Raw genomic sequence first — 14,824 nt, 5'->3', positions numbered from 1 at the left:
CCTATGATTCGCCCTACCATTGGTAAAGTAGCTCCTGCCTTCACCACACTAGACGAAAACGGCAGCAAAGTAGCCTTGAAGGATTTTCGTGGGCAAACCGTCGTGTTGTATTTCTACCCTAAAGCCATGACGCCTGGCTGCACCACACAAGCGTGCAGTCTACGAGACAGCAAAAAAGAACTCGATAAGCTGAATGTCGTAACACTTGGAATTAGTCCTGATGCGCCAGCTCGCCTTCTAAAGTTTAAAGAACGTGACGAGCTTAACTTCACCCTTTTATCGGATGAGGACCACACGATTGCCGAAAAATACGGCGTGTGGGGCCTTAAGAAGTTCATGGGACGTGAATATGATGGCATTCACCGCATTACCTTTATTATTGATGAGAAAGGCAAGCTGATTCATATTATGGACAAGTTCAAAACCAAGACTCACCACGAGGATGTATTGAACTACTTAAAAGGTGAATAAATTAAATTATTCATCTAAATAAGCCTGTTACGCTACTCTGTCTATACTTAAGTTTGAATCACAGACAGAGTAGATCTTATTATAAAAAACGTCTGATTATTACGTTTAAGAATAAGACTCCCATTCATTCGGAGGAAACATGGCCAACCTAAATGCACATTACGACTTTGACCGCTTTGCAGAATATCTTTGTGTCACACTGGCTGACAATGCCGCACGCTGCGAGCACGGCCTCAATAAAATTCAAAAAATCCGCGTCTACACATCAAAAGACAAGCTATGGCCGACTCGCTTCAAGGTCATCTTAGACAACGAACTAATTGCATCCATGCAAACCCATGTCAACGACGACGCCAGCCATAACATCCAATACCGTTATCGTTGCCCAAGCAGCATTCCATTTGAAGCAAATGCAGGTAGCCGCATTACCAACTTATTTATTGAACAAGCAAAATCATTAGACGCTGATTTCTACCGTGAGGCATGGTCTTTTAATATACCCGGCTGCCTGCCTTTTTTATTAAAAGAACTGGCCTACCGTAACGTCACTCAAAACCTAGCAAAACAATTACAGCACCAAGGCATTCATACCACTGACGACTTCAGTGTGCAGTTTCATGATGGTGAAAACTTTTTAAGCTTTAATTACGGCAATATCGCTCAGCAAATTACACAACAAATTCATTTTTACCTCACCGACCCAAAGGTCAAACAGCTCGCTACGGACATCAGCTTTAAGCATCCTCAAAACAAGCAATGGTTTATGGGCCTAAATTAATCCATTTTCGACGAGCAAAAAAAAAGCCCCTAAGTAAGCTGCTTACTTAGGGGCTTTTTTAGTGAAATCGAATTATTTATTCGATTTCACTACGTTTTTAACCTTCTGAATTAAATTATCCATAAGCTCTTTGGCTTCTTGCCAAGCTTCTTCGCTTAATTCTAACAAGCTTTCACGACGCAAAGTTTCTTGACCGATCATATTTTCGAGATCTTCAATCACTTTATGTTGCGCTTTTAAAATCTTTTTGTTGGCCTTTTTTTCTAAATCAGCCAGCGTCGATTTTGCATCCTTGACCTGTTTTTGCAGTTCCTTAATTCGTTTCTTACCCATAGCTATCTCCTTAGCTCATGCTAGACATAATAAATACACACAAGCCCGGCAGCAGGAAGAATACACTCAGTACGTACAGTGCCGCTAAAGAGTGACGCTTTGTTGCTACTTCGGCTAAACGCTCGGCTGCTTTTAAAGGTATCTCTCTGAGGAAAGGAATACCGTATATCACTATGACACCCAGCAAATTATACATTAAGTGTACAAGTGCAATTTGCAGAGCAACCACTGCACCAACGCCTGATACAGCCGTTGCCGCTAATAACGCCGTGATGGTAGTACCAATATTAGCACCTAATGTGAACGGATAAATATCGCGAGGCTTAAATACGCCAGAACCAACAAGCGGAATCATTAAACTGGTGGTCGTTGAAGACGATTGAACCAACACAGTCACAACCGCACCACTGGCAATACCAGAGATTGGGCCACGACCAATGGCACCGTGTAGAATTTTCTTAGCGCGACCAACCATAAGGCCTTTAAGCACACGACCAATAATCGTAATGGATACGAAAATTAATAGAATACCCAAAACAATAAGCGTAATTGCCGCTACTTTATCAGGGAACACACCTAACAGTGATTTAATTTCACTGATAACAGGCTTGGTAATGGGCTTGATGAAGTTAAAGCCCTTCATGCTCATAGAATCTGCGCCAATCATATGCGTTGAAAGCCAAGCACTGGCTTTCTCTAAGAAGCCAAAGATAATTTCAAGCGGAAGGAAAATCGCCACACACATAAGGTTAAAGAAGTCATGAACCGTAGCGGCTGCGAAAGCACGACGGAATTCCGATTTTTTGCGCACATGGCCTAAACTCACCAACGTATTGGTAATAGTCGTACCAATGTTGGCACCCATGACCATAGGAATCGCAATTTCGATAGGCAAGCCGCCAGCAACCAAACCAACAATAACAGAAGTAACGGTGCTAGAGCTTTGTACGAGGGATGTTGCAAGAATACCGATTAGAAGTGCGAGGAATGGATTTGTAGCAAAGGCGAAAAGCTCTCTTGCGCCTTCAGAGCCACCCGATACCCACTTAAAGCCTGAGCCGACCAAGCCCACCGAGAGTAAGATCGCATATATACCCGCTAATAAAATTAGCCAGCTTAAAATACGCTTTTGAGTGGTGTTAGTCAGTTGTTGTTCAGCAGATTCAGTCATGCCAGAACCCTATCTAAAAATTTGGCGCAAGTTTAACACTGCGTCTCCATTAGTACAGTTCTAAACCCACCTCTATTTAGATAAAAGGCAAAAAAAAAGCGCCTAAAAGGCGCCAAATAAAATAAGGAGTCACACAATGATCAGCTTTTAAACAAAACTGATGTGGCTAATATAGCCTAGCACTTAAGTCAATACCGTTTCTTTTATAAGGTATTTTGTAAACTTATGTAACAGAAGTGAATATTTTAAGGGCTTGGTCGATATATATTCTATGATGCGACCCTTTCATTACATGCTTGCGCTCTCCGTTATTCTGCACTGCCATACTTCATGGGCTGAGTTTTTCGGCGTTTATAGTGGTATTAACCAAATTCAACACCAATACCTTATCGATACCGCTGACGACAAAGAGCAAACCTATGGTGCCTCACTTGATATGCAAGCCTACCGAAAACAGCCAACAGGCTGGATGGCACGAGGCCCAAAAGCGCGAGCACAGCAAAGCACTAACCACATTGATCTAGATGTTCATGCTTCGCTATATCAGTTTCATACTCACCAAGGGGTTTGGCTAGAATTTGAATGGCAGAAAAACACTCTCGAAACGGTAATCGGCAGCAATCAAATATACATCGATGAATCAGGCCTTGCCCAATCCCTCACCAGCGGAGATACCGTCTTGCTTGAGCGGCAATTTTTACGCGGCCAGGCATATTGGTATGAAAGTATAAAAGACGAAGGGCCGCTCAATATTATCGGCTTGTTCTACTCGGAAGAAACCAGCCCGGTCAGTGCCACAATAAGCTCAACCAATGCTACTGTGTTCGATGGGCGTTTCACGGGCTTTGGCTTCAGTTTGGGACGAATAAAAGACGACCGTGGCTTAAACTTTCAATGGCGTCTGAATCTAGCACAACTCGACACTGACTTTAGCAACGATGCCACCCAGCATCGCGCCCTATCATCATTAGAAAGTACTGTTTATCAATTGGATTTAAAACTCGATTGGCATTATCGATATTATTTAGCGCCCTACTGGTATTTGGTACCCAGTATTCATTATCAATATCAGAGTATATTTCAATCGCAATTTCAGCCTGAATTCGTTGAACATGAAAAACTAAATTTCACACAATTCAGTGGCTTCATCGCAATAAGGCACTATTTCTAGTGCTTAGGCAGGCAATTTGCACCCTGCATCAAAATTAAATGGGACTTGCCGTTCTTGTTGCTCAACTTCAATGCAGTTACGCCCCTTATGCTTGGCATCATAAAGCAGCTTATCAGCACGCTCTAATACGCTCTCGATACTTTCAGGGGATTTAAATTCAGTAATGCCTGCAGACAAGGTCAATTGAAGATTAGGCGCTTCGCTAAAATGAAGCGCTCGCCACTTATCTGCCATTCTTTGGCACACACCGCATGCAGCATCAAGATTGGTATCGGCTAGGATCAGTACAAATTCTTCACCGCCCAAGCGCGCACCTAAGTCCACTTCGCGCAGACAATTTGTCATTAAATTCGCAAATGCTTTTAGTACTTTGTCCCCAAATGGATGGCCATGAACATCATTAACCTTTTTAAAATGATCAAGGTCTAAATAACACACCACAAAGCCATAACGACTGCGGTTCGCCAACGCACGCTGCTGACTAAGCATTTGCATAAGGTAGCGGCGATTATACAAACCCGTTAGCTCGTCGGTAATCGCCAACTCCTCAATACGAGAGATCGCGCCCTTTAACTCTCGATGGCGATTGCCCAATGAGAGTCGTAAATTACTAAACTCACTCCCCATTAAAACAACGCCAAACAAAGCCAAGACAAAGCCCACAAATACAAAAAATTCTTGAGACAAATAAATATCATCTGGGCGCTGGTGAAACACCCAGGCCAAACTAGAAAGGTAGCAAACTAAAGTAAAGATGGTAAAACCATAAAGGCCTTTAATAGATAGCCTAAACGCACCAAAAGACATAACCAGAAGATAACCCATTAACATTAAAGGCCGAATATCTTGCAAGAACGACATAAGAATACTTAACCAAATTGCCACCCACACCATTTGCGGCAACGTTAAGCTTGCATCTTTAAAGCGCAAATTGCCGGAAAACAGAATAACAATGACAAACACAATATGGCCTAGCCACATAATCAGCGACAATATCACGACATTGGTTGTCTCTATGGCAGAGTAACCCAATTGTGCGGCCAAATAGCACAGCAACAACAAAGAGAACACACCCATGTTAGACAACACAGTGCGCCTTAAACGTAAGGCCTGCTTTTGGGATTGCAGCATGGTCCTCCCTTTGCGCAACGAGCTGCGCGGGTATTATTTTTATGGGCGGCCATCTTACTCGCTTGAGTAAACGATGGAAACGGTATCTAACCAACCGTTCTAAAGAATATTTCTCTCATCATATTTTAATGACGAACGACATATTGATGCAATGTCAGACAATACTGTCAGGCTAACCTAGAATCATGGCCGCTTTTGAGCAAGCCGAATGAGCCGCACTATACATGGCCATAAAAACCTGAAATTGCGCCATATCAAGAGTACACACAGCTTTGTTATTTTGACATAAACAAAACACCGCTTATGATTATTTTTTACTAACGAATAAAAACACAGCAACGTCATACCTTATTATTAAAATTGCTTATACTAACGACAACTTTTATTCACTATGGTGCGATTAAATAGAAACTATATAGCATTGTCGAAAAAGTACCCCCTAGTCATAAAATAAGCCATTAAAAACTTTATTAACGCGGCGGAGAAACATGGCATTAATGCACAAAGGCTAGCAAAGATGAAATAAAAAATTAGCCAATTACAATGCATTGTTTATTCATAAAAAAACGACCACTGATCACCACAACTATCGCTTAGCAACAAAAACGGAAAACATGGGAAAAACGTATATAAAGTATCAGACCACAAGAACTCAAACTTAAATTAGATAAACTATTTTAAGTCAGCACATTTTTATTAGTGTCAGAATATTTATTCACTGATTTTAATTGGCACATCGGTATATCTAATGACCCGTAACCATTAGTAAATTTATAATCATACAGCTAAGCGTTTCTTTTGAGCTGGTTTTGAAACACCGCACACTTTTGAGGCACCAAAAGCCGTATTAGATGCCGCACTAAAAACGGCAAACATTATCGATAATGGTTTATACGGTGTCGATGTTAAAGAAATAAACGGCAAAGGAAATGCACTAGAAGTTAATGATAATAAAAACTTAGATCACAAAGTGAAAGATAATTTAAACGCGCTAGTCGATTCGAAATACAATTTATTATTCAAGGCCCGTCGAATCATTCACGGGCCTTAACGTTTTAGTGCAATCTTTTTATTCGCTGGTACGCACTCTAGAGACTGTATCGAGCCAACCGCTATACAGTTTATCTCGCTCATCATCGGCCATGACTGGCTCGAACTGAGTTTGCTCCTGCCAAAGATGACACACTTCCTCAATACTGCTAAAGACACCGCTGCTTAAACCAGCTAAAAACGCGGCACCCAAGGCAGTTGTTTCTGTAATGACAGGACGCTCGATGGGCAAATCCAGAATATCGGATAAAAATTGCACCACCCAATCATTCACTACCATGCCGCCATCGACTCTTAAGTTAGTTGGCATGGCTTCATCTTTTTTCATGGCCTCTAATAAATCACGAGTTTGATAACACACACTTTGCAGACCTGCGGTCACAATCTCCGCAATACCCGTATCACGGGTTAAACCCATAATTGCACCACGCGCATGTGGGTCCCAATAAGGCGCGCCTAATCCGGTAAACGCAGGGACTAGGTACACTTGGTTATTGGCCCCAACAGATTGTGCCATGTCCAACGTTTCACTGGCATGTTGAATCAACTTTAAGCCGTCACGAATCCATTGAATGGTCGCACCGGCCATAAAAATACTGCCCTCTAAAGCATAATGGGTCACATCACCAATTTGGTACGCAACAGTTGTTAATAAACGATGCTGGCTTTTACGCGGTGTAGCACCGGTATTGAGCATTAAAAAACAGCCGGTTCCATATGTGCTTTTCGCCATACCATCTTTAAAACATGCTTGTCCTATTAGTGCTGCTTGTTGATCACCGGCAATACCGCCCACATGAATGGGCGAGCCGAATATATCGGCACGGGTTTGGCCAAAATCACAACTTGAAGCATGAATGGTGGGCAGCATGGATTTTGGGATATCAAAAATAGACAGTAACTCATCATCCCATACTAAATCATGAATATTGCACAGCAACGTGCGTGACGCATTGGTTACATCGGTTTTATGCTCACCCGTTAAACGCCATAAAATAAACGTATCAATGGTGCCAAATGCCAGCTCACCTTTTTGCGCCCGATTTAGCGCACCATCCACGTTATCTAAAATCCATTTGATTTTGGTCGCTGAAAAATACGGATCCAATAACAAACCGGTTTTATCATTAATTTTGTCTTCTAGGCCTTCATGTTTTAACTGCGAGCATAAATCGGCTGTGCGTCTGTCCTGCCATACGATAGCGGGATAAATCGGTTCACCACTTTGCTTGTCCCACACCACGGTGGTTTCACGCTGATTGGTAATGCCGATACTGGCAATATCCGCGGCCATTAAATTCGCTTTGGCTAAAGCGCCTTTGCAAACAGATAGCACCGATTCAATAATATCTTCTGGGTTATGCTCAACCCAACCAGACTGAGGAAAATGCTGAGGGAACTCTTCCTGTACTTGGACGACTATTTTGCCTTTTGCATCAAATACAATGGCGCGGGAACTGGTGGTACCTTGATCAATAGCGAGAATAAACTGACTCATGGAAATGCCTAATATTATTATTATGGACAAATTAGGCTGCCATTATGCCTGACAATTTTACATTTCACTTTAGCAATTTTAAGCTAATCTTAAAATCAGAAGCCATAACGGATTAAGCTTAGTGAATTCCCTATGAAAAAAAATCTGCCCATTACAAATAATGAACGAGTAGTCGAGAGCCGCGAGCGCATCATATCGTCTACTAATTTAAAGGGGCAAATTGAACATGTTAATCAAGATTTTCTTAATGTCAGTGGATTTACAGAAGAAGAATTAGTCAAATCTAGCCATAACATTGTACGCCACCCAGATATGCCAGGCGCCGCCTTCAAGCAAGCATGGGACTACCTCAAAAAAGGCAGGCAATGGAAAGGCATTGTCAAAAACCGTTGTAAAAATGGTGACTATTACTGGGTGGACGCCTTCATTACCCCAGTGAAAGAAAACGGTGAAATCGTTGGCTATGAATCGGTTCGTTACAAGCCAACCAAAGAATCAGTAGAGCGGGCCGAAAAAGTCTACAGTCGTTTAAACAAAGGGAAGTCCGCCCTTCCTTCTAAAGACAAAATACGTAGTCTACCGTTAGCCCAAGTTTTCAGTGTGTTATTAGGCTTAACAGCCATTGCCATCACTCACTTTTTCTCCCCTCTCATGGCATTGATTCCAGTGGCCGCTTTAGCGTTTGTGCAAGGCAAAGCCTTACGCAATCTAAAAAAAGTGCTTAAAAAAGCACGCACCATTACACGCGATCCGTTAGCGGCCTACATCTATACAGGACGCAACGATGATGTGGGCGAAATACTCATGGCATTTGATCATATGCAGAGCCAACTTGTGACGCTAAGAGAGCGAATCCAAGACACCTGCAGCCCGATTCAAGAAGCCAGTAATATCAGCCACAATGCAGCTCAAAGCAGCCTAATCAAACTCACCGAGCAACTTGATGCCGCCACGATGTTCGCCGCTGCCTTTCAAGAAGTCACCACTCAATTTGATTCAATATCAGACTCCGTTACCGAAACCGCCGAGCAAACAGAAAAAGCCAAGAGCGATACTCACACCAGCGAACGCCAAATGCAAAAAGCCAAAAGCACACTGGAAACAATGGTGCATACGATTAATGAAGCCAGCGGTAATGTGCAAAACTTAGCAGAACACTCAGAATCTATTCACAGTTTTCTTGAGGTGATTCAGGCCATTGCCGAACAAACCAATTTGCTCGCATTAAACGCCGCTATTGAAGCGGCACGCGCCGGTGAACAAGGTCGTGGGTTTGCCGTTGTAGCCGACGAAGTACGAACATTAGCAAACAGAACATCAGAATCTACAGAAGAAATTCGACGCATTGTTGATCAATTACGTCATGGCGCACAAGGCGCTACAGAGGTCATGGATAAATCCCGAGAACAAGCCGCTGACAATGCTGACCAAATTCAAAAAACCTACTCCACCCTTGAAGAGGTGCGTAATAGTGTTGAGCACATCAATCAACAAATGAACACGATTAGTCAAGCCGTTAAAGAGCAGCGCTTAGGGTCTGAAGAAATCAGCAAACACATGGAGATCATCAGCCAAAGCGCACAAGACAATACGAAAAGCGCTAAAAGCTCAAAAGCGGCCGCAAACAAAGTAACCAAATTAGTGGATGAACAGTTCAATATTATCGAGCGCTTTCGCTAATTGGCTTAAGAACAGGCCGCTTCTTACTGCTAAATAACAAGCGCTTTCATAGGGCTTGCAGAGCACTGGCTTTCATCAAATCAATCCCTAAGATATAGTGTGGTTATCGCCAAATTAAAATAAGAGGTAGCCCAGTGTCTTCATTTTTTATTATCAGCATCATGACCAACGATCGCCCAGGTATTATTGATACCCTGTCAGGCATCATTAAAGACAACCAGGGTAACTGGCTAGAAAGCCGCATGACACAACTCGCCGGCAAATTTGCGGGTATCGTAAAAGTACAAATCACCGAACAAAACGTCGCAGGTTTAGAACGTGCATTAAATGCATTAAAGCAATCTGGCTGGATCATCAATACTGAATATTCAAATGATAAAGCACAAGATAGCCAAGCCAACGCAAAACTCAGTATTATTGGTAACGACCGCCCTGGCATCGTAAAAGATGTGGCTCAAGTATTATCCGCGCTTGCCGTGAACGTTTTAGAATTAAACACCCAATTTGAAAGTGCTGCCATGAGTGCAGAGCCACTGTTCAAAACCAAAGCACGTGTGCATATTCCTGAATCCGTTGATTTTGATGACGTACGTGATGTACTTGAAAAACTCAGCAACGAGTTAATGGTTGAAATAGCCAAGGTCTAATAAAGACCTAACAAACGACCAGCTCAATATAAAAAGGAAGGCGATGCCTTCCTTTTTTTGTGCCCGTTTTAACTATTCTTTTGTTTAACGCTTATCTGCCATTATGAATTTATTGTATTGGGTACAGCACAATATCTTGATAACCCGTTACCACTTCAATATGCCCTGCTAATGATGTATCTAGCGCCACATCTGAGGTATCGGCAATCAGTGGGCGCCCTTCTAATTGTGATAATTTGGTTTTAGTCGATAAAATAATTAAATTTTCTCGCCCTATTTTTCTAATCACTTCACTGCTGAGCTGTTGATTACCTCGACCAAATACATGACCTTGACCACCAATCACACTCACCATGATGCGCGCATCGGGGTGCTGTTCAAGTAATGCTAAAATTTGCTGTTCATTCACATCACCAGCAATCACTTCTTCGTTTAGCATGGCATCAACGCCTAACAGCGTATTAGGCTGATGCAGATAATTCATAAAGTGCTGTGTGGTTTTGCCTGAACCGACCAAATAGAGCACGTCTGGTTCAAGTTCTTGAGCAAGGTAAGCCGCTAAATCATCTAATACTAATTCTTCTTGTTCAATGCCGCCCTGCTTAACCGATTGAACATATTGCCCTGCTTGAGGCACCATCATTTCGCCATACAGTTTCGCTTTTACCTGATTATTACGAAATGCATCTTCGTCAATATCTCGCACATCTTGCGACTTCAAATCCACCAGCTGACCTGTGACCAACAACCGAATCACTTCACCAGAAGCACGTGGGGTAATGCCATACACACCACTGTGTATTTTCACACCAGCAGGAATACCCAACACAGGGCAGGCATCTTCGATCACTTCACATACATCGCGGGCGGTGCCATCACCACCAGCAAACACAATTAGGTCCATGCCCAGCTCTTTAAGTGCTATTGCCGCATTTTTTGTATCTTGTGCGCAGGATGTCTGCGTATACGGTATACCAACTAACGTATGTTCCCAGCCTAATTCACGCATGACGTTTTCACCCATGTCCGCTGGGCACGTAAACACACTAATCTGATCACGAAGGTCATCTAAAACAGACAACGCCGTCATGGTTCGCAAACCGGCCTTGGCTTTCGCGCCCATCGCCAACGCCTGCTCAGCCATGTTGTCACTGCCTTTCAGCGCAACGCTGCCCCCTAGACCGGCCAAGGGATTAATAATCAGACCCAGCTTAAACATGTTACATCCACCTAATATTTGGACGCTATAATACTGGATTTATCGAACATTGCGTAATAATCACTAAACAATTCGATTACATATTCATTACAATTTTTTACCTTACAAACATGAACACCTAGGTATATTAGTCACTTAACAACTCTAAAAATAAATAGGAACTCCCATGGGCAGTGGACACAAAAAGGCTATGTTAGCCATATTTACACTTTTATTTATCTTTCTTTTTGCCGGTACTGTTTTTATTACGGTACAAGTTCAGCATTATGCCATCGGCGCAATCTTACTCGTGACCACGACGATTATTGGGATGGATATTCGCTGGGTACACAAATCTGAGCCACAAGACTCACCTTTCCAGTAGCAACCAAAAAATTGAACCCATAAAAAAGGCAGCTAGTGCCTTTTTTATAATCACTAAATAATGGCTAAGCCAGCACCCCGTTTTGGTAATCCTGAATAGCTTGCTCAATCTCCGCAGCGCTGTTCATCACAAATGGCCCATAATTCACAATAGGCTCTTTATGTGGCAAGCCATGTAAAATTAACGCCTTACCGCCATTATTTGAGCGTATTGTTAATGGGCCTGTTTGTGAAAACAATGCCATTTGTGGGCGCTTAATTTCATCATCGCCCACTTGAATATCCCCCTCATAGACCATCACCACTAAATGATGGTTATCCGGAATATCCTGCTCAAAACTGCCTTGCTCATTGAGCTCTAAATCCAATATGGCGCTGTTTGCTTCAAGTCGATCCAAAGGCCCTGTGACTGTTTTAGAACCCAAATACCACTTACCCGCCAATGCATGGGCAAGGTAATCCTTAGTTTGAACATGAACAATCTCTTCTTTGGGCACATCACGGTAATCCGGATCAATCATTTTGTTTTGGCTATTTAGATTAATCCAAAGCTGAAAGCCGTGCATTTTATCATGCTCTTTTAACGGCATTTCACCATGAATAACCCCTCGCCCAGCACGCATCCATTGCGCGCCGCCACTCAGCACTTGCCCAGTATTGCCCATATTATCTTCGTGTCGAATGCCGCCCACTCGCATATACGTGAGCGTCTCAATACCTCGGTGAGGATGTGCTGGAAACCCAGCAATAAAATCATCAGGGTCGTCACTGCGAATTTCATCCAGCATTAAAAATGGGTCTGCTAAACCCAGTCGTACTGTACTGTGTCGTTTGATTTTAACGCCAGCACCATCCACGGCATCTTGAGGGTTTAATAATGTTTGTATTGTACGCATGAGCTTATCTCCAATGTTAAATTCAGTGTAAAGGAGATTGATTAAGAGAATGATTCATAAATTGTCAGTAATGTATCGAAATGGTTGATACATAAATTTGCATGGCACTGGGCTGTTATTTACTTTTTTTATGCGCATAAAAATCAGCCAACACACTGATCATTGCTTGCCCTGCACTTGATAAACCTTGGTTCATTGGCGTGACGATGCCCACTTCGCGCGTTAATAATTCTGCGGGTAAAGGTTGCATAATTAAACCAAAAGACTGCATTTGTTCTCGGCATAAACTCGGCACAATCCCAACGCCCATACCCTTAGCAACTAACCGCCCCAGCGTCTCTAGCTGATTCACTTCGGCTACAATCTTAGGCAGCACGCCATAGGTTTGAATAACATCATCGACCCAGCCACGTACACTCGAATCTTTATCCATAGCAACCATGGGTAAGCCTAATAACGTTTTCAGACGATTTAATTCACTTATGCCATCTAATTGAGATGCATAGGATTGCGCATAAATCAGCATAAATTGATCACTGAATAAAGGCGTAAATTCGACCCCTTGCATGTTTTGCCCAGCAAACATAATCGCTAATTCACAGCGCCCTTTGCGTACATTTTCAATGGCGTCATCCATCACAATACTATTGATGGCTAAATTAATATGCGGGTATTGCTTATGGTAGAGGGCAGCAATGTCAGGTAAATCATTAGAGGCAAACGATGGCATGACCGCCATATTTAATTTGCCACGCTGAAGTGTAAATAAATTATTTACGTCCTCTAATGCGTCTGACCATTGCGTTAATAAGTTGGTTGCTGTGGGATAAAACAACTGCCCTTCTGGGGTTAATTCCAAGTGGCGGGTATTACGATCAAACAGCTTACCGCCAATATGCTGCTCTAAATTCTGAATCGCTAACGAAATCGCGGGCTGACTTAAATGCAGCTGTTTAGCCGCGGCCGCAAAGGAACGTTTACGCGCCACTTCAATAAAAATACGCAGTTGTTTAACGGTCACATTCATAAGCCAAACCTATAAAAGGCAAGTAAAGATTAATAGAATTAATCAAACCACACGCAACTGTGAATGTCTGTAGCCATTGTGTCCTCATGGTTTTTTGCGCAAAATAGCCACAATCTCCTTACATTCAGAAGTATCACGCCATGAAAGCATTCCTAAGAACACTATTCGCCCCTATCTTGACTGTATTTGAATCCGGCGATGATGCCTTCAACTATAAAGCGTCACAACGCACCATTTTACTGGCGGTAGCCTCATTGTTTAGCCTACTGGCCGTATTGGTGTGTGTATTTACGTGGAACGGTGAAGGGTATGGCTTCTTAATACCCGTGGTGGTGTTTTCATGTGCCTCGCTGGTGTGCTTTGTAGTGGGTTTACTGGGCAATGAGCGCGCGGTTGCAAAAATTTGGGGCAACAAATAAGCATCATTAACGCCATGGTGTAAAAACAAGAAAAGCCGATGATTTGCATCATCGGCTTTTTTGTTTGCATTCACTTTTCAATTGCTTAAAAAATAGAGGATAAATCTGGCTGACCATCCTTCATTGGTGGGCACCAAAAGAACGCCCCCGTCACCGGACGCGTAAAGCTAAACAAAGCGTCTATAATACCGTCTTCTTCACCCACCATTTTAGCCAGCATTTTAGAATACGATTGCGTACTAAACGAAAAGGACTGGAAGACAAGACCAGCATTTACACCTTCACCGTATGCCATAGAGCGGCGCAGCAAAAATGTGTCGGGATCAAACGCTTCTTGCTCTGTGCGCTTAACGTGAGCCGATTCTGGTGCATCGTCCATCTCTTTGTTATCACTTAAGCGACGACCAATGGTCTCATCCTGATGATCTTGGCTTTGGGCTTTAAAATGCGCCAAATCATGCTGCCATTGTTGAACCGCCACATAAGAAGCGCCCGCTGGTTGCTGACTAAAAGCAGCATCAAAGGCCTCATCCCCTTCCGGGTTTTCAGTACCATCTTCATAACCCGTTAAATCTCGGCCATCTTTGTATTTAAATGAATCAATGGCATTGTCCAGTTCATACGTTGCTTTTACCGTGGCGAGTAATGATTGTGCGGCCAATGTCATTTCGCCTAAGTCATTACCTCGCAGCCATAGCCATAAGGCCGCAGGAGTCGATGGTACTTGTACCCCACGGGTGTCATAACTAGGAAAGTGCAATGATTCTAAATGCTCAACATTGAGTGCATTCAATGTAGCGTCACCCAACCCCATGACAACCGAAGTGCCGTCAACTTGAGAGGCCAGCCCCTTTAAACACTGTTTTACTTCATCACCTGTAGCCCCATGACGTAACTGAAAAAATAAAAACCGGCCATGTAAAGGTACATCATCAAAAATACCCGTTTGTACAATACTCAAATCCATCAT

15 protein-coding genes and 1 pseudogene are annotated in these 14,824 nt (G+C 42.8%); 8 read left to right on the top strand and 8 right to left on the bottom strand.

Annotation, left to right across the window (positions count from 1 at the left end; genetic code table 11):
- Positions 1-3 precede the first annotated feature (3 nt).
- Positions 4-471, top strand: coding sequence for a thioredoxin-dependent thiol peroxidase (gene bcp / locus ACU6U9_RS04990; RefSeq protein WP_446733958.1), 468 nt, complete (start codon positions 4-6; stop codon positions 469-471).
- A 139-nt stretch (positions 472-610) separates the two neighbouring features.
- Positions 611-1,249 (top strand): hypothetical protein, encoded by a 639-nt coding sequence (locus ACU6U9_RS04985; RefSeq protein WP_446733957.1) that lies wholly within the window; start codon positions 611-613, stop codon positions 1,247-1,249.
- Between the two features lie 72 nt (positions 1,250-1,321).
- On the opposite strand, the gene ACU6U9_RS04980 is transcribed toward ACU6U9_RS04985, so the two are convergent.
- Both ACU6U9_RS04980 and ACU6U9_RS04975 read right to left on the bottom strand, forming a co-directional pair.
- Entirely contained in the window at positions 1,322-1,582 is a 261-nt protein-coding gene (locus ACU6U9_RS04980; protein ID WP_446733956.1) for a hypothetical protein, read from the bottom strand.
- Between the two features lie 10 nt (positions 1,583-1,592).
- Positions 1,593-2,753 carry a Na/Pi symporter gene (locus tag ACU6U9_RS04975; RefSeq protein WP_446733955.1) on the bottom strand — a complete coding sequence of 387 codons (1,161 nt, stop codon included), beginning with the start codon at positions 2,751-2,753 and terminating at the stop codon, positions 1,593-1,595.
- Positions 2,754-3,024: 271 nt separating this feature from the next.
- On the opposite strand from ACU6U9_RS04975, the gene ACU6U9_RS04970 reads away from it, so the two are divergent.
- Positions 3,025-3,924: a hypothetical protein gene (locus ACU6U9_RS04970; protein WP_446733954.1), complete on the top strand. Its 900-nt coding sequence runs from the start codon at positions 3,025-3,027 to the stop codon at positions 3,922-3,924.
- A gap of 3 nt (positions 3,925-3,927) precedes the next feature.
- Here ACU6U9_RS04970 and ACU6U9_RS04965 read toward each other — a convergent pair whose 3' ends face one another.
- Together ACU6U9_RS04965 and glpK are read right to left on the bottom strand one after the other, a co-directional pair.
- Entirely contained in the window at positions 3,928-5,055 is a 1,128-nt protein-coding gene (locus tag ACU6U9_RS04965; protein WP_446733953.1) for a diguanylate cyclase, read from the bottom strand.
- A 1,069-nt stretch (positions 5,056-6,124) separates the two neighbouring features.
- Positions 6,125-7,603 carry a glycerol kinase GlpK gene (gene glpK, locus ACU6U9_RS04960; protein ID WP_446733952.1) on the bottom strand — a complete coding sequence of 493 codons (1,479 nt, stop codon included), beginning with the start codon at positions 7,601-7,603 and terminating at the stop codon, positions 6,125-6,127.
- 132 nt (positions 7,604-7,735) lie between these two features.
- Here glpK and ACU6U9_RS04955 point away from each other — a divergent pair.
- The 3 genes and pseudogenes from ACU6U9_RS04955 to ACU6U9_RS04945 all read left to right on the top strand — a co-directional run.
- Positions 7,736-8,065: pseudogene (locus ACU6U9_RS04955) on the top strand (PAS domain-containing protein); the annotation flags it as partial.
- 189 nt (positions 8,066-8,254) lie between these two features.
- Positions 8,255-9,283, top strand: a complete 1,029-nt coding sequence (locus tag ACU6U9_RS04950) for a methyl-accepting chemotaxis protein (protein WP_446735056.1) — start codon at positions 8,255-8,257, stop codon at positions 9,281-9,283.
- A gap of 134 nt (positions 9,284-9,417) precedes the next feature.
- Positions 9,418-9,930, top strand: coding sequence for a glycine cleavage system protein R (locus ACU6U9_RS04945; RefSeq protein WP_446733951.1), 513 nt, complete (start codon positions 9,418-9,420; stop codon positions 9,928-9,930).
- A 109-nt stretch (positions 9,931-10,039) separates the two neighbouring features.
- Here ACU6U9_RS04945 and ACU6U9_RS04940 read toward each other — a convergent pair whose 3' ends face one another.
- A complete protein-coding gene (locus tag ACU6U9_RS04940) occupies positions 10,040-11,149 on the bottom strand; it encodes an ATP-NAD kinase family protein (protein ID WP_446733950.1) in 1,110 nt (369 codons plus the stop codon).
- A gap of 166 nt (positions 11,150-11,315) precedes the next feature.
- Between ACU6U9_RS04940 and ACU6U9_RS04935 the strand changes: the two genes are divergently transcribed.
- A complete protein-coding gene (locus ACU6U9_RS04935; protein ID WP_446733949.1) occupies positions 11,316-11,513 on the top strand; it encodes a hypothetical protein in 198 nt (65 codons plus the stop codon).
- A gap of 64 nt (positions 11,514-11,577) precedes the next feature.
- On the opposite strand, the gene ACU6U9_RS04930 is transcribed toward ACU6U9_RS04935, so the two are convergent.
- Both ACU6U9_RS04930 and ACU6U9_RS04925 read right to left on the bottom strand, forming a co-directional pair.
- On the bottom strand, positions 11,578-12,408 hold the full coding sequence (locus ACU6U9_RS04930; protein WP_446733948.1) for a pirin family protein: 831 nt from the start codon (positions 12,406-12,408) through the stop codon (positions 11,578-11,580).
- Between the two features lie 115 nt (positions 12,409-12,523).
- Positions 12,524-13,435, bottom strand: a complete 912-nt coding sequence (locus ACU6U9_RS04925; protein WP_446733947.1) for a LysR family transcriptional regulator — start codon at positions 13,433-13,435, stop codon at positions 12,524-12,526.
- Between the two features lie 140 nt (positions 13,436-13,575).
- On the opposite strand from ACU6U9_RS04925, the gene ACU6U9_RS04920 reads away from it, so the two are divergent.
- Entirely contained in the window at positions 13,576-13,854 is a 279-nt protein-coding gene (locus ACU6U9_RS04920; RefSeq protein ID WP_446733946.1) for a hypothetical protein, read from the top strand.
- A gap of 85 nt (positions 13,855-13,939) precedes the next feature.
- Here the strand turns inward: ACU6U9_RS04920 and ACU6U9_RS04915 are convergent, their stop codons facing one another.
- Positions 13,940-14,821 carry a Dyp-type peroxidase gene (locus ACU6U9_RS04915; RefSeq protein WP_446733945.1) on the bottom strand — a complete coding sequence of 294 codons (882 nt, stop codon included), beginning with the start codon at positions 14,819-14,821 and terminating at the stop codon, positions 13,940-13,942.
- Positions 14,822-14,824: the final 3 nt, after the last annotated feature.

Source organism: Pseudomonas sp. HK3 (assembly GCF_052920985.1).
The sequence above is the reverse complement of the archived record's forward strand: the minus strand, read 5'-3'. Positions and strand labels throughout refer to the sequence as shown.